The sequence below is a fragment of the Pseudomonas sp. PK-RTE-24 genome (genome assembly GCF_054052265.1).
Genome location: NZ_CM133224.1, coordinates 5269987 through 5289468 on the forward strand (window position 1 = coordinate 5269987; position 19482 = coordinate 5289468).

Sequence of the window (19482 nt, forward strand, 5' to 3'; positions counted from 1 at the left end):
GCTCAAGGCCCGCTGACAATGCCGAAATCTGTTGACCGAACTCCGCCGATGCCGCGAATCCAGGCTGTCGATCCGCGCCATTCCGAGCAGAGCTGGGAAAGCGCGCCGCAATTGCTCGCCGCGCTCAACGGCGCGCGGCTCGGTGCCTGGTATTGGGACATCGAGCGCGGGCAGATCAGCTGGTCGCGGGGCACTCAGGCATTGTTCGGTTTCGATCCACGGCAGCCATTACCTGCCGACCTGGAATACCTCGACCTGTTGCCGCCGGAAGACCGTGCGAAAACCGTGCGTGCTTTCCACGCGGTGATCGCCGGTGCCCCGTTGGAGCAGGCGATGCATCACCGCATTCGCTGGCCCGACGGCAGCCTGCACTGGCTGGAGATCAGCGGCAGCCTGCTGCCAGACAAGAACGGCCGGCCCCGAATGATCGGGGTGATTCGCGAAATCACCCACCAACGCCAGCGCGAGCAGGCCCTGAGCAGCTCGGAGAAACGTTTCGCGACACTTTTCCACCTGTGCCCGAACATGGTTCTGCTGACCCGTCAGGATGACGGTCTGATCAGCGAGGCCAACCAGTATTTCGAAAGCCTGTTCGGCTGGCCGGTGCAAAGCGCAATCGGCCGCACCACCCTGGAACTGGGCCTGTGGGTGCACCCAGAGCAACGCGCCGAACTGGTGAAGAAAACCAAAGCCAAGGGCGAACTGATCAGCATGGAAGTGCAGTTTCGCGCCAGCAATGGCCAGGTGCACGACGGCATCCTCAGCGCGCAGAAGGTCGAGCTTGAAGGCCAGCCCTATCTGCTCAGCACGTTCCTCGACACCACTGAACGCAAAGCCGCCGAACTGGCCTTGAAGGACAGCCAGGAACGCCTCGACCTGGCGCTGGATTCGGCGCAACTCGGCACCTGGGACTGGCACATCCCCAGCGGCATGCTCTACGGCTCGGCGCGCGCTGCGCAATTACACGGGCTGGAGCCGATTCCATTCCATGAATCATTCGAGGAGTTTTTCGAAGGCGTGCCGGGCGAGGAACGCGACAGCATGCGCGACGCCTACCGCAGCCTGCGCGAAGGCCCCGCCGGCAATTATCAACTGACCTACCGCGTGCAATTGCCCGACGGCAGCTCGCGCTATCTGGAAAGCCGCGCGCGACTCTATCGCGACGACAACGGCGCGCCGCTGCGCATGGCCGGCACGTTGCTGGACATCACCGATCAGGTCGAGCGCGAGCAGCGGCTGGTAGCCTCGGAAGAGAAATTCGCCACGCTGTTTCAGGTCAGCCCCGATCCGATCTGCGTGACGCGCCAGGAAACCGGGGAGTTCATCGAGATCAATTCGAGCTTCAGCCAGACTTTTGGCTGGAGTGCCGCCGATGTGATTGGCCACACCGCCGAGGAAATCGGCCTGTGGGACGCCTCGGCGAAAAGCCTGCAACGCATCGAACGGGTGATTCGCGAACAAGGCCTGAGCAACGTGGCCATTCTCGTCCAGCACAAGGACGGCCAGTCGCTGACCTGCGTGATTTCCAGCCGGCAGATCAGCGTCGGCGATCAGCCGTGCATCGTCACCACCCTGCGCGACATTACTCAGCAACAACGCTCGGAAGCAGCGCTGAAGGCTAGCGAAGAAAAGTTCGCCAAGGCGTTTCACTCAAGTCCAGACGCGATCACCATCACCGAACGCGACACCGGGCGTTATCTGGAGGTCAACGACGGTTTCTGTCGCCTCACCGGTTACCGCGCCGACGAAGTAGTGGGCAAAACCGTTTATCAGGTGGGGATCTGGGCCGAAGAGAAACAGCGCTCGACCTTACTCGCCGAGTTACAGATCAAGGGCCGCGTGCATCATCAGGAAATGCTCGGGCGCAACAAGCGCGGCGAATTGCTCACGGTGGAAGTCTCGGTCGAGCCGATCACCCTCAATGAAACCGCGTGCCTGCTGCTGACCGCGCGCGATGTCAGCCTGTTGAAGAACGCCGAAGCGCAGATTCGTCACCTGGCCTATCACGACCCGCTGACCAACCTGCCCAACCGCGCCCTGCTGATGGATCGCCTGAGTCAGCAGATCGCCCTGCTCAAGCGCCACAATCTGCGCGGCGCCTTGCTGTTTCTCGACCTCGACCACTTCAAGCACATCAACGATTCCCTCGGCCACCCGGTCGGCGACACCGTGCTGAAAATCATCACCGCGCGGCTCGAAGCCAGTGTGCGCATGGAAGACACCGTGGCGCGCCTCGGTGGCGATGAGTTTGTGGTGTTGCTCAGCGGCCTCGAAGGATCGCGCAGTGAAGTCAGCGAGCAAGTGCGCGCGCTGGCTGACACCATTCGCGAACTGCTCTCGGAGCCGATGTTCCTCGATGGCCAGCGCCTGCAAGTGACGCCGAGCATTGGCGTCGCGCTGATCCCCGATCACGGCTCGACCCCGACCGACCTGCTCAAACGCGCCGACATCGCCCTGTACCGGGCCAAGGATTCCGGGCGCAACACCACGCAGATGTATCACAACACCATGCAGAAAGCGGCCAGCGAACGCCTGCGCATGGAGACCGACCTGCGCCTGGCGCTGTCGCGCGGCGAGTTCAACGTGCACTTTCAGCCACAGGTCGATGCCCGCGACAACCGCATCATTGGCGCCGAAGCCCTGGTGCGCTGGAATCATCCCGAACTCGGCGCGCAATCGCCCACCGAGTTCATCAAGGTACTGGAAGACAGCGGCCTGATTCTCGAAGTCGGCACGTGGATCCTCGATGAAGCCTGCAACGCCTTCAAACAACTGATCGCACTGAAACTGGTCGACCCGCTCAACTTCAGCCTGTGCGTGAACATCAGTCCCCGGCAGTTCCGCCAGAACGATTTCGTCGAACGCATCGAACACAGCATGACCAGCCACGGCCTGCCCTGCTCTCTGCTGAAACTGGAAATCACCGAAGGCATCGTCATTCAGAATCTGGAAGACACCATCAGCAAAATGCGTCGTCTGAAAAAGCTCGGCGTGAGCTTCGCCATGGACGATTTCGGCACCGGTTATTCGTCGCTGACTTATTTGAAGCGTCTGCCGGTAGACACCCTGAAGATCGACCAGTCGTTCATCCGCGATGCGACCACTGACTCCAATGTTGCCGAGATCATTCGCGCGATTGTCGCGATGGCGCGCAGCTTGGAATTGGAAGTGATTGCCGAAGGAGTGGAGACGCCAGCACAGCTGGCGTTTTTGCAGGGGCTGGAATGCCATTTGTATCAGGGCTATCTGCACAGCCGACCGGTGGGGTTGGAGGATCTGAAAAAACTGCTGCCCTGAATCGGCGGTCGCACAGACTGGCAACAGAGCAACAATTGCCACGGTTTGCGTCAGCCTGTAGGGTCGCGTTTTTTGCGCCGCTTCGAGATCAACCATGCAGGATGCATCCCTTCCCCGCCCGGCCCTGCTGGGCATCGACCTTGGCACCACCAACAGCCTGATCGCCGTCTGGCGTGAAGGCCGCGCCGAACTGATCCGCAACGCCCTCGGCGATGTGCTGACACCGTCGGTGGTCAGCCTTGATGAAGACGACACGATTCTGGTCGGCAAAGCCGCCCGCGCCCGCCTGACCACGCACCCGGAACGCACTGCCGCCGCGTTCAAGCGTTTCATGGGCAGCGACAGGCAAATCCAGCTCGGCTCTCGCCAGTTCAGCCCGGAAGAGTTGTCGGCGCTGGTGCTTGGCTCCCTCAAGCAAGACGCGGAAGCCTTTCTCGGCCAGGCGGTCACAGAAGCGGTCATTTCCGTACCGGCATATTTCAGTGACGAGCAGCGCAAGCGTACCTTGTTCGCCGCCGAACTGGCCGGGCTGTCCGTGACGCGCCTGATCAACGAACCGACCGCTGCCGCCATGGCGTACGGCCTGCACGAACAGAAGTTCGAACGCACGCTGATTTTCGATCTCGGCGGCGGCACGTTCGACGTCACCGTGCTCGAATACGCATTGCCGCTGATCGAAGTGCACGCCTCCACTGGCGACAACTTTCTTGGCGGCGAAGACTTCACCGCAGCCCTGTTGCAGGCCTGCCTGAAAAATTGGCAACTCACCCCCTCAACGATCGATGCACAAGCCATGGCCAGCCTCGGTGATGCCCTCGAACAGCTGAAATGCAAACTCGGCGAAGGCGCGCAGCAGTTGAGCTGGCGGCATGCCGAGCAGACATTCGAATGGGAACTGGATGAAGCCGCTGCAGTGAAAATATGGGAGCCGTTGCTGGCCCGCTTGCGCGCGCCAATCGAACAGGCTCTGCGCGATGCCCGACTGAAACCGCGCGACCTCGACAGCCTGGTGCTGGTCGGTGGCGCCACGCGCATGCCGGCGGTACAGCAAATGGTCGCCACGCTGTTTGGACGCCTGCCTTATCGGCATCTTGATCCAGACACTATCGTGGCGCTGGGGGCGGCGACGCAGGCGGCATGCAAGGCGCGGGACGGTGCGGTTGAGGAATTGATTCTGACCGATGTCTGTCCGTATACGCTGGGGATTTCGACCAATCGTGGCGAAGGCGTCAGTGGCGCGTTCTCGCCGATCATCGAGCGCAACACGGTGATTCCAACGTCACGGGTGCAGCGTTACTCGACGACGTTTGCGCAACAGACTGAAATCCGTATCGCGGTGTATCAAGGGGAACGCCCGTGGGTGCGCGACAATATTTTCATCGATTCTTTCGACATCCAGTTCACCCCTAGTGAGCAACTGCAGAGCCTCGATGTGCGTTTCAGTTATGACATCAACGGCCTGCTGGAAGTAGACGTCACGCTTCTGGAAACCGGCGAACGTTACGGCCACAGCATCGACCGCAGCCCGACCGGACTGGATGAACAGGCGCGCAGAGACAGCCATGCCCGGCTCGCGACGCTCAAAGTCCACCCTCGCGACGCCCTGCCCAACCGCACCCTGCTCGCACGTCTGGAGCGAGCATGGATGCAAAGTCTGGGCGACGAGCGTGCGCGCATTGCCGAGTGGATGGATACCTTCAACACCGTGCTTGCCGGCCAGCAACCCGGCGCAATCGCCAGCCACCGCTCAGCGCTGAATGATGCGCTGGATCAGATGCGTCTTTAGCCGTTCAGTCGCCGCAGAGCCGCCTGCAATCCGCCGGACAACATATCTGCCCCCCCGTCCGGCGGCACGCCGTAGCGATTGGGCAGTTTGTCTCCTGGAAAACCGAAGAGCACCAGCGGCAGGAATGGCAGAAACGGCGACAATCCAAGAAATATCAGCAGTGTCGGTATGCCCCGACCCATATCGTGCAACCGCCGTAGCACTGCCGCGAACAACAGCAGTACGCCAAGCAAAAAGATGACCATCCCGCCAATCGTCGTGCCCGTTATCAGCCCGGCTATTGGGGTTACCACCACGCATCCCAGGACCTGAGCGATAAAAGCCTTGCGCCCCAGCCGTGATCCGAGGCGCCAAAAAGCTTTCGCTGGTACTGGCTGGACATCACTGTTGGCTAACAGCAACCGCTCCGACCACGACAGCAACGCGCAAAGTGCCAAGCGCAAACCGACGCTGTTCTGCACGTCATCCTTACCCTGCTGCAGTTGCCGCAATACTCGCGTTTTCGGCACACCGGCAGCGCCGTAGCGAATCAAGCTCTTGAGCGCATCCAGCGCCTCATAGGCCAATAGTTTGTCGACACCGAAATCCGTCAACACCTTGCGCGGTGGCCACACCGGTTCGCCCTTGATCAGACCGTCGCGAAAGCCTTCGAACCAGTCATCCTCGCAACTGACCGCTTCAATCGACTGCAACAACGCCTGGTGTTGCTCGACGCTCAGGCCTGGATCGTGGTAGAGCACGCCCCAGAACATCAACAAGCCCAAGAGGTCGTCACCGCACGCCGCACGGTCACTTTCGACGCAGGTGTAAAGCAGGGCATTGGCGGGCAGCCTGGCGCTATCGAGGGCCTGCTCCACGCTGAATAATTGTTGCACCAGCAAACCGTGCACAGGATCGTCACCCTGCAGCCAGCCGAGCAAACCGGCGCCATCGCCCTGCTCACGCAGCAAGCGCCGCAATAGCGGCTGCAGTCGGCTCAAAGGATGCGCAGGATTGAACGGCAAACGCTCCAGACACTGCGCATCAATCAATTGCAACCAGCGCTCGGGTTGTTCCAGCAATGCCAGCAAAAACACGGTTTGAGCGTGCCAATCCCAGATCGCCGTTCCCAACCCGATCGGCGGCAAACCTGTCGCGCGCCGACTCAACTGGAGCATGAGATCAAGCTCCGAGAGGTCATTGCCGTCTTTGACCGCACTCAGCTCGAACGCGTCGGCAATGCGTGCAAGCGCCGTGTCGCTATAGGGCCGTAAGCGCTGCAACCACAGACGACAAACCTTGTGCAGCGCACCTTCGGACAACGCGAGCGGCAATTGCGGTGAAAGTGTTTGCGAGTCAGTGAAAGCGCTCATGGCCTGCGCAACAGGCGCCTTGGCCAGCCAGAGCAGATGCTGCCTGGCCTGATACTTGAGGCCGGTCAAAACCAGGCATTCCAGCGCATCCACCGGCAGCGGTTCGTCGACAATCTGCTGCAACAAGGCCGAATCACCACGATGCAGCGCCCAGGCGTGCCGGTACAGACGCAGCAAACGGCTGTCGTGGTTTTCGCCGATCAACTGCGCGAGCAATGGCAGCTCGTCGCCCGCCATGCGCCAATCAACAAAGCTTTGCGCCAGTGCATCAAGCTTGAGCCGTCCGACACCCAACCAACGCGTCAAGGTCTCGGGCCGCTGTGACGGACTGCCATACACCTGGCACTCAGCGCCCAGCTCGTCCGGCCAAACGGCGCAGTCCTCCAGACGATCGAACGCCTGAATCAGCAACGGCAGAAAGGTCGGCTGACGCTTGGCACACAGCTCCAGCAAGCGACTCTCTGCCGCGGGATGGCGATGTTCGCTCCAGAGCCGAATCCAGCATGGAAACGCTTGATCGTCGTGCCCCAACAGACTGTACTGACACGCCAGCAGGTACAGCCAGTCGACGTTATCCGGCGCGGCATCGTGCTGTTCGGCACAGCACTGCAGGAACGTCGGCGCGCCCATCCCCGCTTGGGTGAACTGCACCAGCAACCGCTTGAGGTACGCGGCATCGTTGGGCAACGGCAAGCACGTGTGCCGACTGGCGAACTCGGCGAACTCGTGAAGCGGACGCTGAGTAAAGATGAAATCGAGGCTACGGGCATACCACAGCGACTCGGTCTGTGCCGGCTCTGACCAGGCGCTCATCAGATCCGTGTCGAACGGGTCGGGCGCCTTGATGCGCTGCAAAAAGCCTTCTACCGCTTGCGCATCGTCGAATGCCAAATCCAACAGTTGCTGGTCCCAGGCCATGCGTTGCGCCAACAGATTCGCACAACGGTAGGACAACGGACCGGCGCCGGACAGTCGGTGGTACAAGCCCCAGTTGAGGTCATCGAAAACCTCCAGTGACAAGTCATCCAGCGTCCGGACGAATGCCTGCCACGCCGCGTGATTGAAGCGTCGCGCGGGATCATCCAGCAGCGCACAGAAATCCAAGAAAGCTTGAGGCGCCCGAACGACATTGGCTTGTGCAGCGTCAATCTCGTCTTCAGCCTCTTCCTGCTGCTCTTCACGGGCCAGACGCAGGGCACTCTCGTAGGCCATGCGCAGCGCCTGAAAACCTTCCGGGTCGGTTTCCGGATGGTGCGCCGGCAAACGGGCGCGATAGGCGCTGCGAATCAGGGTTTCGTCAGTAGTCGGTTCAATGCCCAGTCGAATCCAGCAACTCATGACCAGTCGAACTCCCCAAGCGATGCCGGACGAGACGGCGGATCAATATCCATGTGCCAAGGCAGATCGGCGAGAAAGTGTGGAATGTTTTGCGCAAGGCCTCGGGCAATCCTGGTGTTGAAAGCGCTGGTGCCCTCACGACTCATCTCGACCGCCAGTTCATCATCGCTTTTGCTCATGCAGCACCAAAAAGTTCGTCCCACCAGAAAGCCGTTGAAATAAGCCATCCAGCTGCCGTAATGAAACTGCGCCCTCAACGCCAGACGACTGTGCAACCAGTTGCTCTCGGCCAGATCGATCCATTGATTACGCACGGCGCAGCGCAACAGAAAGCCCATGCGGCCGTAATCCCAGGACAGAATGCCGCCGGGACCACAGCTGCCGAAGGTACGGCTGGCAAATTCATGCAGGACGCGCTCGCGCGGGCTCAGATCATTGAGCAACGACTGCCATTCACTCGGCAGGCATCGCTGCCACGCCAGATAGGCCCCGCTGAGGTGCTTGGCATGGCCGTCGTCGGTCATCCATCCGAGCATGTCGAACAACTGTCGGCGATCATCGATACCCCAACTTTCCTTGAGGTTGATGTAACGATCGTTGCAGAACGCCGGGTCGTCATACCCGGCGCCGGTGTTGAGCGCGGCCATTGGTGCGGACAACGCGCACAGCCAGCGCTGTTGAATCTCGTCCATGAAAAAAGGCTCCAGGCCGACCGCTGGGAAATGGGGGTCGGCAAAACTGCGCAGATTGTAAAGAGCCCCGACAACAGCGGCAAACCCTGCATCGCTTTGATTGCGCGCACAAAAAAGGCCCCGACGTATCGGGGCCTTTCGTTCAGCGGCTTATCGCCGATTCGGGCGATTGTGTGTCAGCACATGAATCAATGCTGCAGCGCCGGCTGCTGCGCTCCATTGATCGGGATGCGCTTGGCTTTCGCTTCTTCCGGGATCACACGGAGCAGGTCGATGCTCAGCAGGCCGTTGCGCAGCGCAGCGTCCTTGATCTCGATGTGATCGGCCAGACGGAACGACAGCTTGAAGGCTCGCTGGGCGATGCCTTGATGCAAGAACGTGACGCTCTCGTCAGTGTCACGCTTGCCGCCACTGATGGTCAGCACACCCTTTTCGACTTGCAGGTCCAGGTCTTCTTCCTGGAAACCGGCGGCCGCGACGACGATACGGTATTGGTCATCACCGTGTTTTTCGACGTTGTAGGGTGGATAGCTGCTGCCAGGCTCGTTACGCAGGGCGGTTTCGAACAGGTCGTTGAAACGGTCGAAACCTACCGAGGAACGGAACAGTGGCGCGAGAGAAAATGCAGTACTCATGATTCAAATCTCCTGAAAACAATCAGCAAGGTTTTGTGTCTCCGCGACCCGAATTCGGCATCGCGTAACCCTTAGATAGGGACCGCTGTTTTGATTTCAAGAGAATATTTTGAGATTTTTTATGCGGCTTCGACGAGCGGCAATCCGAGCAAGCGCGAGACTTGATCCGGCTCGGTTTCGCGACGCAGAACAGTGAAAAGCTCGGCGGCTTCCGGGTAGTTGCGCGTCAACATGGCCAGCCATTGCTTGAGGCGACCGGGCGATTGGCGTGCGGTCATCTGCGCCTTGGCCTGCAGCCAGAAGTCCTGAATCAGCGGCATCAGCTCGGCCCAGGTCATCTCGACGACCTCGTCGCCAGCGCGCGCCGCAGCGATCTGCCGAGCGAGATCCGGGCGGGAGACCAGCCCCCGACCGAGCATGATGTCTTCGACACCACTGATTTCGCGGCAACGGCGCCAGTCTTCGACGCTCCAGATGTCCCCGTTGGCGAAGACCGGGACCTTGACCACATCCTGCACACGCGGGATCCACTCCCAATGAGCCGGCGGTTTGTAGCCGTCCATTTTCGTCCGCGCATGTACGACGATGTGCTCTGCCCCGCCTTCGGCCAGCGCCGTGGCGCAGACCAGCGAGCCGTCAGGACTGTCGAAACCCAGGCGCATTTTCGCGGTGACCGGGATGTGCGCCGGGACGGCGCGACGGACATGCTCGACGATCTGGTTGAGCAGCTCCGGCTCCTTGAGCAGCACGGCGCCGCCACGGGATTTGTTGACGGTCTTGGCCGGGCAGCCGAAGTTGAGGTCGATCACTTCCGAGCCAAGCTCGCAGGCCAACGCCGCGTTTTCCGCCAGGCACACCGGATCGGAACCGAGCAATTGCACGCGCAGCGGCACGCCGGACGCGGTGCGAGCGCCGTTGAGCAGCTCGGGGCCGAACTTGTGGAAATAGGCCGGCGTGAGCAACTGGTCGTTGACCCGAATGAACTCGGTCACGCACCAATCGATGCCGCCAACGCGGGTCAACACGTCGCGCAGGATGTCGTCGACCAACCCTTCCATGGGCGCCAGAGCAATTTGCATGGGGAAACACTACTTGAAGAAAAAACGTGCGGCAGTTTACTGGATATCGCACAAATCCGCAGAACTACACATATCTCTGTGGGAGCGAGCCTGCTCGCGAAGGCGGTCTGTCAGTTGACGCATGCGTAACTCACGCGATGCTTTCGCGAGCAGGCTCGCTCCCACAGGGTGAGATTCACATGGCTTCTGCAATCTGGATCGCCGGGCCATAGCCTTCGATAAATTCCGCCGGCATACGCTTGGGCTTGCCGGTCGACAGTTCGATGCACACAAATGTGGTCTGCGCGCGCAACAGGGTGGCGTTGTCGCTGGGGCGTTTGAGCTGGAAATGCCGGGTCATTTTCAGGCGCTGATCCCAATCGACGATCCAGGTCGCCAGTTGCAGTTCATCGCCTTCATAGGCGGCGGCCAGATAATCGATTTCGTGGCGGACAACGGCCATTGCTCGGTCCAGACGCCGGTATTCGACCAGGTCCAGGCCGAGGCGCTGCGAATGGCGCCAGGCGCAGCGCTCGAGCCAGGTCACGTAAACGGCGTTGTTGGCGTGCCCGAGCCCGTCGATGTCTTCGGCGCCTACTTGCAGATCAATGGTAAACGGCGTTGCCCGATCCCAGCCCATGCCCCACTCCCGGTCAAAGTATTCAACCGGGGCAGTGTAACGGAGCTCAGGCTGATTGGCGCGCCTGAAGGCTGCGACCGGCAAGCAGTGATAACACACCATCAATCACTCGAGGGTCGGCCAGCACCCGCTGATGGCCGCCGCTTTCCAGGCGCAGCAGGCGGCTGTCGAACCAGGCTTCGTGAATCAATTGCGATTCTTTGACCGAGACAAAATTGTCGTCCTCGGCATGGACGATCAGGCCGGGCATATCCAGTTGATAGTGGGCCACGTCCAGCGTTGCGGCGCGCATGCCGACGTCCTGCTCGACCTGACGAATAAACGCCGAACGCGCGCGCGGCGGCATGCCGACCATTCGCGCGAAACCGCGCAGCACGCCGAGAATCCGCGACGGTGCGGCGATGCTGACCAGGGTTTCGGTGCGCAGCCCCAATTGCACGGCGAGCATCGCGCTGGCGCCGCCCATGGAATGGCCGATAACCGCTTGCAGCGGCGGCAATTCGGCAGCGGCTTCAAGCATGGCGCGGGCGAACAGCACTACATTGGCTTCTCGCCCAGGGGAGCGACCGTGTGCCGGGCCATCGAGCGCGACGACGGTATAGCCAGCATCAACCAAAGCGTTTATCAGCGAAGCGAATTGCGTTGGCCGCCCTTCCCAACCATGCATCAGCAACACTGTAGGACCTTGGCCCCAACGCAGCGCCGACAGACCGAAGCGCAATGTGATGCGTTCGGAGCTGGCCAACAGCGGCAGCTCCCAATCGCGCAGCGGTAGAGCGCGGGGCGTCATGAACGCCAGACGCATTTTGCTTGCCACCAGTCTCGGTGCAAACCAGCCCAAGGTACCGTTAACGCCACAAACCCACTTCAACGCGTTCATCGCACTCTCCTCAGGCTTGTTGCCTTTAGGTCAACGCACCGCCGACTTGGCGGCGCGCAGCAATCGATCGGATAAATCTCCCGGACCCAGCGCTCTGGCCAAGGCCAGACCACCGACCATCAACGCGACATCGGCCAAAGCCTTGTCGGTGTCCTCAGGGCTGGCCGCCAGTTGCGCGACCATCAATTCCAAATGCTCGTTCAGCGCAATGCGGAACGACTCCGGCAAACGCCCCAGCTCCCCAATCGAGGCCGGGATCGGGCATGCAGCTTCGCTGGAATCCCGGTGTTTGCGTGACAGGTAGAACGCAGCCACCAAAGCGCGACGCTCTTCGCCGGTCAGATCGGCGTCCATGTCGGCAATCAGGTCGCGACGGCGGCCCAGCAGCTGTTTGAACGCCTCGAGCATCATCGCGTCCTTGCTTTCGAAGTGCGCATAGAAGCCGCCGACAGTCAGCCCGGCGGCGCCCATCACTTCACCCACGCTCGGGTCTGCCGGGCCGCGTTGAATCAATGCGGCGCTGGCAGCCTTGAGGATGCGTTCGCGGGTTTGAGCTTTTTTATCGTTCATCGTTGCCTCCGAATATTACGACTAGAATATTATTCGCATAATAATATTCCGCAAGTCATGAATATGACCGCTGGTCTGAAGCACAGTGTAAGGAAAAAGGAGAGTTGGCCAAACGCCGGACAAACAAAAGGGCCATTCAATAATTGAATGACCCTTATAAATCCCGCAGAGCGGGTAATCGTGGCGTCCCCTAGGGGACTCGAACCCCTGTTACCGCCGTGAAAGGGCGGTGTCCTAGGCCACTAGACGAAGGGGACACAAACCCTTCTATACAACTGATCAGTGCTGAGAGCTGATCGATTCAAGGCCGGTGTGGCCAGACCTTGAACTGTAAAATTGGTGGAGCTAAGCGGGATCGAACCGCTGACCTCCTGCATGCCATGCAGGCGCTCTCCCAGCTGAGCTATAGCCCCGGATTTTTCGCCTCGCGGCGGAGTGATCTCTTGCAACATCACTTCTGTAAAACTGGCGTCCCCTAGGGGACTCGAACCCCTGTTACCGCCGTGAAAGGGCGGTGTCCTAGGCCACTAGACGAAGGGGACGCAAACCCTTCTATACAACTGATCAACGCTGAGTGTTGATCGCTTCAAGGCCGGTGTGGCCAGACCTCGAAGTGTAAATTGGTGGAGCTAGACGGGATCGAACCGTCGACCTCTTGCATGCCATGCAAGCGCTCTCCCAGCTGAGCTATAGCCCCTCATCGCTGAGGACGGGGCGAATCTTAAGGGCGTATCGAAAGCCTGTCAAACTTATTTTTGAAAAATTTCAAAATTTTTTGCCGGGATAACAATCACTTACCGCCCTCCCCCGTAAATTCGGGAGAAACGCCGAAGGCAGGATCAAAAGATCGCAGCCTTCGGCAGTCCTGCAGAGAAGCAAAAGCAATCAGGCGATGGCGCCCAAGAGCTTTTCCCATTCCTTGTTTTCTTTCTTCGACACGCCGCCCAGCAGGTCAATCGCCTGGCGCAGACGGAAACGGGTCAGGTCCGGGCCGAGGATTTCCATCGCATCGAGCACCGACACCGAACTGGCCTGCCCGGTGATCGCAGCAAACATCAACGGCATCGCATCGCGCAGTTTCAGCTCGAGGGACTCGACCACCGCCTGGATCGTCGCGGTGATGCTGTCCTTCTCCCACTGCCGCAGGCTTTCCAGTTTCCACAGGATCAATTGCATCAACTGGCGAACCTGATCGCCGGAGAGCTTTTTCGACTCAAACAGCTTGGCATCCGGATTCACGCCGCCGGCAAAGAAGAACCCCGCCAGCGGTGCGACCTGGCTGAACGTTTCAACACGGCCCTGAACGTGCGGCGCGATTTTCATCATATAGTCGGAATTGAACGCCCACTTCTGCACGCGGGCGGCAAACTCTTCCACCGGCAGATCGCGCAGCCACTGGCCATTGAGCCACGACAGTTTCTCGATATCGAAGATCGGCCCGCCGAGGGAAACGCGCTTGATGTCGAAGTTGTCGACCATTTCCTGCAGCGAGAACTTCTCGCGCTCGTCCGGCATCGACCAGCCCATGCGCCCGAGGTAGTTGAGCATCGCTTCCGGCATGAAGCCCATGCGCTCGTAGAACGTCACCGAGGTCGGGTTCTTGCGCTTGGACAGCTTGCTCTTGTCCGGGTTACGCAGCAGCGGCATGTAGCACAGCTCCGGTTGTTCCCAGCCGAAGTATTCGTACAGCAAAATCAGTTTCGGTGCCGATGGCAGCCATTCTTCGCCACGCAGCACGTGGGTGATGCCCATCAGGTGATCGTCGACGACGTTGGCGAGGAAGTACGTCGGCAGGCCGTCGGTCTTCATCAGCACCTGCATGTCCATGCGATCCCACGGGATCTCGACGTCGCCACGCAGCATGTCCGGCACCACGCAGACGCCTTCGCTCGGCACCTTCATGCGAATCACGTGCGGTTCGCCAGCGGCCAGGCGCGCCGCGACTTCTTCCTTCGACAGCAGCAGCGCGCGGCCGTCGTAGCGCGGAGTTTCGCCACGAGCCATTTGCTCGGCGCGCATCTGATCGAGTTCTTCAGCGGTGCAGAAGCACGGGAACGCATGGCCCATGTCGACCAGTTGCTGGCAGTACTTCTGGTAGATGTCGCCGCGCTCGCTCTGCCGATACGGGCCGTGCGGGCCGCCGACATCCGGGCCTTCGCTCCAGTCGATGCCGAGCCAGCGCAGGGCGTCGAAGATCTGCTGTTCGGACTCGCGGGTCGAACGCAACTGATCGGTGTCTTCGATGCGCAGGATGAACTCACCGCCATGCTGCTTGGCAAAGCAGTAGTTGAACAATGCGATGTAAGCGGTACCTACGTGGGGGTCCCCGGTAGGCGATGGCGCGATGCGAGTGCGGACGGTGGTCATGGCTTGTCTCGAAAAAATGAAGAGCAGAACAATCAAGCGGCGAATGGTAACAGGCGACACCCGCCCCGCTCCAGCGGGCAGGGTATTTAAGCCAGATGCCCTAAGCCCTTCGGATGGTGTGAAGGCCATTCGCGAGCAGGCTCGCTCTTACAGAGATACACAATGATCGTTCCCACGCTCTGCGTGGGAAAGCATCCTGTGACGCTCTGCGTCACGCGAGCGATGGGACGCAGAGCGTCCCGGGCGGCATTCCCACGCAGAGCGTGGGAACGATCCCTTAAACCGTAAGCAATCGTTCGCGCAGTTTGGCAATCTCGTCACGCATCTGCGCCGCCGCTTCAAACTCCAGATCCCGCGCCAATTGGTACATCTTCTCTTCCAGCGCGCGGATGCGTTTGGTGATTTCGCTTGGCGAGCGCAGTTCGGCTTCGTACTTGGCGTTCTCTTCGGCGGCCTTGGCCATGCCTTTGCGCTTCTTGCTGCGCGAGCCCGGTACGGTGGCGCCTTCCATGATGTCGGCGACGTCCTTGATCACACCTTTCGGGGTGATGCCGTTTTCCAGGTTGAAAGCGATCTGCTTCTCGCGACGGCGCTCGGTCTCACCAATCGCGCGCTCCATCGAACCGGTCATGCGATCGGCGTAGAGGATCGCCCGGCCATTGAGGTTACGCGCCGCGCGACCGATGGTCTGGATCAGCGAGCGCTCGGAACGCAGGAAGCCTTCCTTGTCAGCATCGAGAATCGCCACCAGCGACACTTCCGGCATGTCGAGGCCTTCACGCAGCAGGTTGATCCCGACCAGCACATCGAACACGCCGAGGCGCAAATCGCGGATGATCTCGACGCGCTCGACGGTATCGATGTCCGAGTGCAGATAACGCACGCGCACGCCGTGGTCGGCGAGGTAATCGGTCAGGTCTTCGGCCATGCGCTTGGTCAGCGTGGTGACCAGCACACGTTCTTCGATCGCCACGCGCTTGGTGATTTCCGAGAGCAAGTCATCGACCTGAGTCAGTGCCGGCCGCACTTCAACCTGCGGGTCGACCAGGCCGGTCGGCCGCACCACTTGCTCGACCACGCGCCCGGCGTGCTCGGCTTCATAGTTGCCGGGGGTCGCCGAAACGAAAATGGTCTGCGGGCTGACTCCTTCCCACTCGTCGAAACGCATTGGCCGGTTGTCCAGCGCCGAAGGCAGGCGGAAGCCGTACTCCACCAGGGTTTCCTTGCGCGAACGGTCGCCCTTATACATCGCGCCGACCTGCGGCACGCTGACGTGGGATTCGTCGATCACCAACAAGGCGTCGGCAGGCAGATAGTCGTAAAGGGTAGGCGGCGCCGCGCCGGCCGGACGCCCGGACAGGTAGCGCGAGTAGTTTTCGATGCCGTTGCAGTAACCCAGTTCGAGGATCATCTCCAGGTCGAAACGGGTGCGCTGCTCCAGGCGCTGGGCCTCCACCAGTTTGTTGTTACTGCGCAGGTATTCGAGGCGCTCCTGCAATTCGACCTTGATGCCTTCGATGGCGTCGAGCAGGGTTTCCCGAGGCGTCACGTAGTGGCTCTTCGGATAGAAAGTGAAGCGCGGCATCTTGCGGATGACTTCGCCGGTCAGCGGATCAAACGCGGAAATGCTCTCGACCTCGTCGTCGAAAAGCTCAATGCGGATCGCTTCCAGATCGGATTCCGCCGGGAAGATATCGATCACATCACCGCGCACGCGGAACGTCGCCCGGGCAAAATCCATGTCGTTGCGGGTGTATTGCAGGTCAGCCAGGCGCCGCAGAAGTGCGCGCTGATCGAGCTTGTCGCCGCGATCAACGTGCAAGACCATTTTCAGATAGGTTTCCGGGCTGCCCAGACCATAGATGCACGACACCGTGGTGACGATGATCGCGTCCTTGCGCTCCAGCAACGCTTTCGTCGCGGACAGGCGCATCTGCTCGATGTGGTCGTTGATCGACGCGTCCTTCTCGATGAAGGTGTCGGACGACGGCACATAGGCTTCGGGCTGGTAGTAGTCGTAATAGGAAACGAAGTATTCAACGGCGTTGTTCGGGAAGAACGCCTTGAACTCACCGTACAACTGCGCGGCCAGGGTCTTGTTCGGCGCCAGAACCAGCGTCGGACGCTGTACCTGGGAGATGACGTTGGCGATGCTGAAGGTCTTGCCCGAGCCGGTCACACCGAGCAATGTCTGGTGCGCCAGTCCGGCGTCAATGCCCTCAACCAACTGGCGAATGGCTTCCGGCTGATCGCCGGCAGGCTCGAAGCGGGTGACTAGCTGGAATTCCGACATACACACCTCTGGATTCGCGGCGCTCCGCGTCAGACGGAGCACCACGAGGACGACCGCAAACGACCGATGTCGCGCAAGAAAAAACCTGGATTGTGCTGAATGTGGTGGCGATTGCCTGACCTTTCAAGGCAAACGTCCTACATCCGGTAAAGAGTCTGACAAAGTCAATCGACTAACGGTCCAGAAATAATCGGAAAAACTTACCCCAAAAGCCGATTCGCCTGTCGCCATTGCGCGGTGATGGCCTCTATACTAGTTCCCCGTTTGTGCACCGCTCTAGTGCATTCGGCTGGAGCGCTACACGTCCCTCCACTCTCCATTCAGAGCCGCCGTAATAATGAGCCTGTTCTCCGCTGTCGAAATGGCACCCCGCGATCCAATCCTGGGCCTCAACGAAGCATTCAACGCCGATACCCGGACCGCCAAGGTCAACCTGGGCGTAGGCGTGTACTGCAACGAAGAGGGGCGAATTCCACTGCTGCGCGCGGTGATCGAAGCCGAGACGATTCGCGTCGCGCAACACGCTTCGCGCGGTTACCTGCCGATCGATGGCATCGCTGCCTACGACCAGGCCGTGCAGAAACTGCTGTTCGGCAACGACTCGCCGCTGATCAGCGCCGGTCGCGTCATCACCACTCAGGCCGTCGGCGGGACCGGCGCGCTGAAGATCGGTGCCGACTTCCTCAAGCAACTGCTGCCGAACGCCGTCGTGGCGATCAGCGACCCGAGCTGGGAAAACCACCGCGCGCTGTTCGAGACCGCTGGTTTCCCGGTGCAGAACTATCGTTACTACGACGCTGCCACCCACGACGTGAACCGTGCCGGCATGCTCGACGACCTCAACGCCCTGCCGAACGGCTCGATCGTTGTCCTGCATGCTTGCTGCCACAACCCGACCGGCGTCGACCTGACCCCGGCGGACTGGAACAAGGTGCTGGAAGTGGTCAAGGCCAAAGGTCACGTGCCGTTCCTCGACATGGCTTACCAGGGTTTCGGCGACGGCATCGATGAAGACGCCGCCGCTGTGCGCCTGTTCGCTGAATCCGGCCTGACCTTCTTCGTCTCGAGCTCGTTCTCCAAATCGTTCTCGCTGTACGGCGAGCGCGTTGGCGCACTGTCGATCATCAGCGAATCGAAAGAAGAAAGCGCGCGCGTGCTGTCGCAGGTCAAGCGCGTGATCCGCACCAACTACTCCAACCCGCCGACCCATGGCGCCAGCATTGTTGCTGCGGTGCTGAACAGCCCGGAACTGCGCGCACAGTGGGAAGCCGAGCTGGCCGAGATGCGCCTGCGCATTCGCGGCATGCGCGAGCAGATGGTTGCCCTGCTGGCGGAAAAAGCCCCGGGCCGCGATTTCAGCTTCGTTGGTCGTCAGCGCGGCATGTTCTCCTACTCCGGCCTGACCACTGAACAAGTGCATCGCCTGCGCAACGAGTTCGGCATCTACGCCCTGGACACCGGCCGCATCTGCGTGGCTGCCTTGAACCAGAGCAACATCAAGGCTGTGACGGACGCGATCGTTCAGGTCATCTGATTTCGCCGCGCGATGAAAAACGGGAAGCCTTTGGGCTTCCCGTTTTTATTTGTCCCTGGAACCGCCGTGCAACCTCTAGACTGCACACAATTCAAATCTGTGGGAGCGAGCCTGCTCGCGAATGCGGTCGACCAGTTGATGTTATGTCATCTGACAAGACGCTTTCGCGAGCAGGCTCGCTCCCACAGGACATGAGCCGAACCCGGAACCTTGCGAGAACCCACATGAAAAACGACAACCTGCGCGCTGACCGTGACGACCTGGATGATTTCGTCCCGCGCGCTCCGGCCAAGCGTGAAAAGAGCCTGGTGCTGCAAGTCGCCACCGGGGTATTCCTCGGTGGCCTGGCCCTGTGGCTGGTGCAACTGGCGGCGACAGCGGTCTATGCCAAGCTGATGCTCGGCACGATTACTTTCGGCAGTTAAGCCAGTTCAGCCGAGCGCTGGGTGGCGGCATCGTCGTAAATCACATACAGCGATTCGGCGACCTGGCTTTTGATGGCCTTGCTGCTTTCGAGACCGAGGACGAAACCTTCGGCCTTGCCGCCGGCGCGGTTCAATTCTTCGGCGGTACTGGCGCCGATGATTGCCTCGAAGAGTTTTTCGGCGTGCGGGCCGATCCCTTTGGGCAGGCTGATCTGTGCAGTGCTCATGCGAGCACCTCGATGTTACGGGTGATTTGAGTCATGGCGCGTACCTTTGCGGCGAATGGCCGGTAGCGCGTGTGACCACTTCCGGGCTGCCATGGTAGACCTCTGAAGTCTTTCTGGTAACCGCCAATCGCTGACAAAATGCCGTCCGTCCCCATGAATCGCAAAAATTGCCAGGCGATGCTTGACTTCTCTTTTTGAATCAGTAACATACGCACCAATTCCGCAATAGCTCAGTTGGTAGAGCAAGTGACTGTTAATCACTGGGTCCCTGGTTCGAGTCCAGGTTGTGGAGCCAAATAGCAAAGCCCCTGAATCGCAAGGTTCAGGGGCTTTTTTGTGGGCGCACGAAAAATACCAAAAGGCCGATCTGTTGGGCAGATCGGCCTTT

General features: G+C 60.3%; 15 protein-coding genes and 5 tRNA genes. 5 read left to right on the forward strand and 15 right to left on the reverse strand.

Features of this window, described 5'->3' with window-relative positions:
• The first annotated feature begins 18 nt into the window (after nt 1–18).
• Together ACV8MC_RS23770 and ACV8MC_RS23775 are read left to right on the forward strand one after the other, a co-directional pair.
• Entirely contained in the window at nt 19–3297 is a 3279-nt protein-coding gene (locus tag ACV8MC_RS23770; RefSeq protein ID WP_024012383.1) for a PAS domain S-box protein, read from the forward strand.
• Between the two features lie 94 nt (nt 3298–3391).
• On the forward strand, nt 3392–5083 hold the full coding sequence (locus ACV8MC_RS23775; RefSeq protein WP_310215419.1) for a molecular chaperone HscC: 1692 nt from the start codon (nt 3392–3394) through the stop codon (nt 5081–5083).
• On the opposite strand, the gene ACV8MC_RS23780 is transcribed toward ACV8MC_RS23775, so the two are convergent.
• The 13 genes from ACV8MC_RS23780 to uvrB form a co-directional block, all read right to left on the reverse strand.
• Nucleotides 5080–7773 (reverse strand): DUF805 domain-containing protein, encoded by a 2694-nt coding sequence (locus ACV8MC_RS23780; RefSeq protein WP_457263743.1) that lies wholly within the window; start codon nt 7771–7773, stop codon nt 5080–5082. The genes ACV8MC_RS23775 and ACV8MC_RS23780 overlap by 4 nt on opposite strands.
• The gene (locus ACV8MC_RS23785) at nt 7770–8465 is read right to left on the reverse strand and encodes a DUF1266 domain-containing protein (RefSeq protein ID WP_095179489.1); all 696 of its coding nucleotides are present in this window, start codon (nt 8463–8465) and stop codon (nt 7770–7772) included. The genes ACV8MC_RS23780 and ACV8MC_RS23785 overlap by 4 nt, the downstream gene beginning before the upstream one ends.
• 188 nt (nt 8466–8653) lie before the next feature.
• A complete protein-coding gene (locus tag ACV8MC_RS23790) occupies nt 8654–9100 on the reverse strand; it encodes an Hsp20 family protein (protein WP_016773925.1) in 447 nt (148 codons plus the stop codon).
• Between the two features lie 119 nt (nt 9101–9219).
• Entirely contained in the window at nt 9220–10179 is a 960-nt protein-coding gene (locus ACV8MC_RS23795) for a tRNA dihydrouridine synthase (RefSeq protein ID WP_150635758.1), read from the reverse strand.
• A gap of 175 nt (nt 10180–10354) precedes the next feature.
• Nucleotides 10355–10798, reverse strand: a complete 444-nt coding sequence (locus ACV8MC_RS23800) for an acyl-CoA thioesterase (RefSeq protein WP_016773923.1) — start codon at nt 10796–10798, stop codon at nt 10355–10357.
• A 46-nt stretch (nt 10799–10844) separates the two neighbouring features.
• Complete coding sequence (locus ACV8MC_RS23805) at nt 10845–11678, reverse strand: alpha/beta fold hydrolase (protein WP_457263746.1); 834 nt, start codon at nt 11676–11678, stop codon at nt 10845–10847.
• A 30-nt stretch (nt 11679–11708) separates the two neighbouring features.
• Complete coding sequence (locus ACV8MC_RS23810) at nt 11709–12248, reverse strand: TetR/AcrR family transcriptional regulator (RefSeq protein WP_041478525.1); 540 nt, start codon at nt 12246–12248, stop codon at nt 11709–11711.
• 181 nt (nt 12249–12429) lie between these two features.
• A tRNA-Glu gene (locus ACV8MC_RS23815) sits at nt 12430–12505 on the reverse strand.
• An 80-nt stretch (nt 12506–12585) separates the two neighbouring features.
• Nucleotides 12586–12661 (reverse strand) — tRNA-Ala (locus ACV8MC_RS23820).
• 53 nt (nt 12662–12714) lie between these two features.
• Nucleotides 12715–12790: transfer RNA gene (locus ACV8MC_RS23825), tRNA-Glu, on the reverse strand.
• Between the two features lie 79 nt (nt 12791–12869).
• Nucleotides 12870–12945: transfer RNA gene (locus tag ACV8MC_RS23830), tRNA-Ala, on the reverse strand.
• A 188-nt stretch (nt 12946–13133) separates the two neighbouring features.
• A complete protein-coding gene (gene gltX, locus ACV8MC_RS23835; protein ID WP_457263748.1) occupies nt 13134–14615 on the reverse strand; it encodes a glutamate--tRNA ligase in 1482 nt (493 codons plus the stop codon).
• Between the two features lie 277 nt (nt 14616–14892).
• Complete coding sequence (gene uvrB, locus ACV8MC_RS23840) at nt 14893–16908, reverse strand: excinuclease ABC subunit UvrB (protein WP_024012378.1); 2016 nt, start codon at nt 16906–16908, stop codon at nt 14893–14895.
• A 337-nt stretch (nt 16909–17245) separates the two neighbouring features.
• Between uvrB and ACV8MC_RS23845 the strand changes: the two genes are divergently transcribed.
• Nucleotides 17246–18442 carry an amino acid aminotransferase gene (locus ACV8MC_RS23845; protein WP_457263750.1) on the forward strand — a complete coding sequence of 399 codons (1197 nt, stop codon included), beginning with the start codon at nt 17246–17248 and terminating at the stop codon, nt 18440–18442.
• 224 nt (nt 18443–18666) lie between these two features.
• Entirely contained in the window at nt 18667–18867 is a 201-nt protein-coding gene (locus ACV8MC_RS23850) for a hypothetical protein (RefSeq protein WP_056784354.1), read from the forward strand.
• Here ACV8MC_RS23850 and ACV8MC_RS23855 read toward each other — a convergent pair.
• Complete coding sequence (locus tag ACV8MC_RS23855) at nt 18864–19094, reverse strand: hypothetical protein (protein WP_375123386.1); 231 nt, start codon at nt 19092–19094, stop codon at nt 18864–18866. The two genes, ACV8MC_RS23850 and ACV8MC_RS23855, sit on opposite strands and share 4 nt — an antisense overlap.
• A complete protein-coding gene (locus tag ACV8MC_RS23860; RefSeq protein WP_457263753.1) occupies nt 19091–19303 on the reverse strand; it encodes a hypothetical protein in 213 nt (70 codons plus the stop codon). The genes ACV8MC_RS23855 and ACV8MC_RS23860 overlap by 4 nt, the downstream gene beginning before the upstream one ends.
• A 10-nt stretch (nt 19304–19313) precedes the next feature.
• Here ACV8MC_RS23860 and ACV8MC_RS23865 point away from each other — a divergent pair.
• Nucleotides 19314–19389: transfer RNA gene (locus ACV8MC_RS23865), tRNA-Asn, on the forward strand.
• Nucleotides 19390–19482 lie beyond the last annotated feature (93 nt).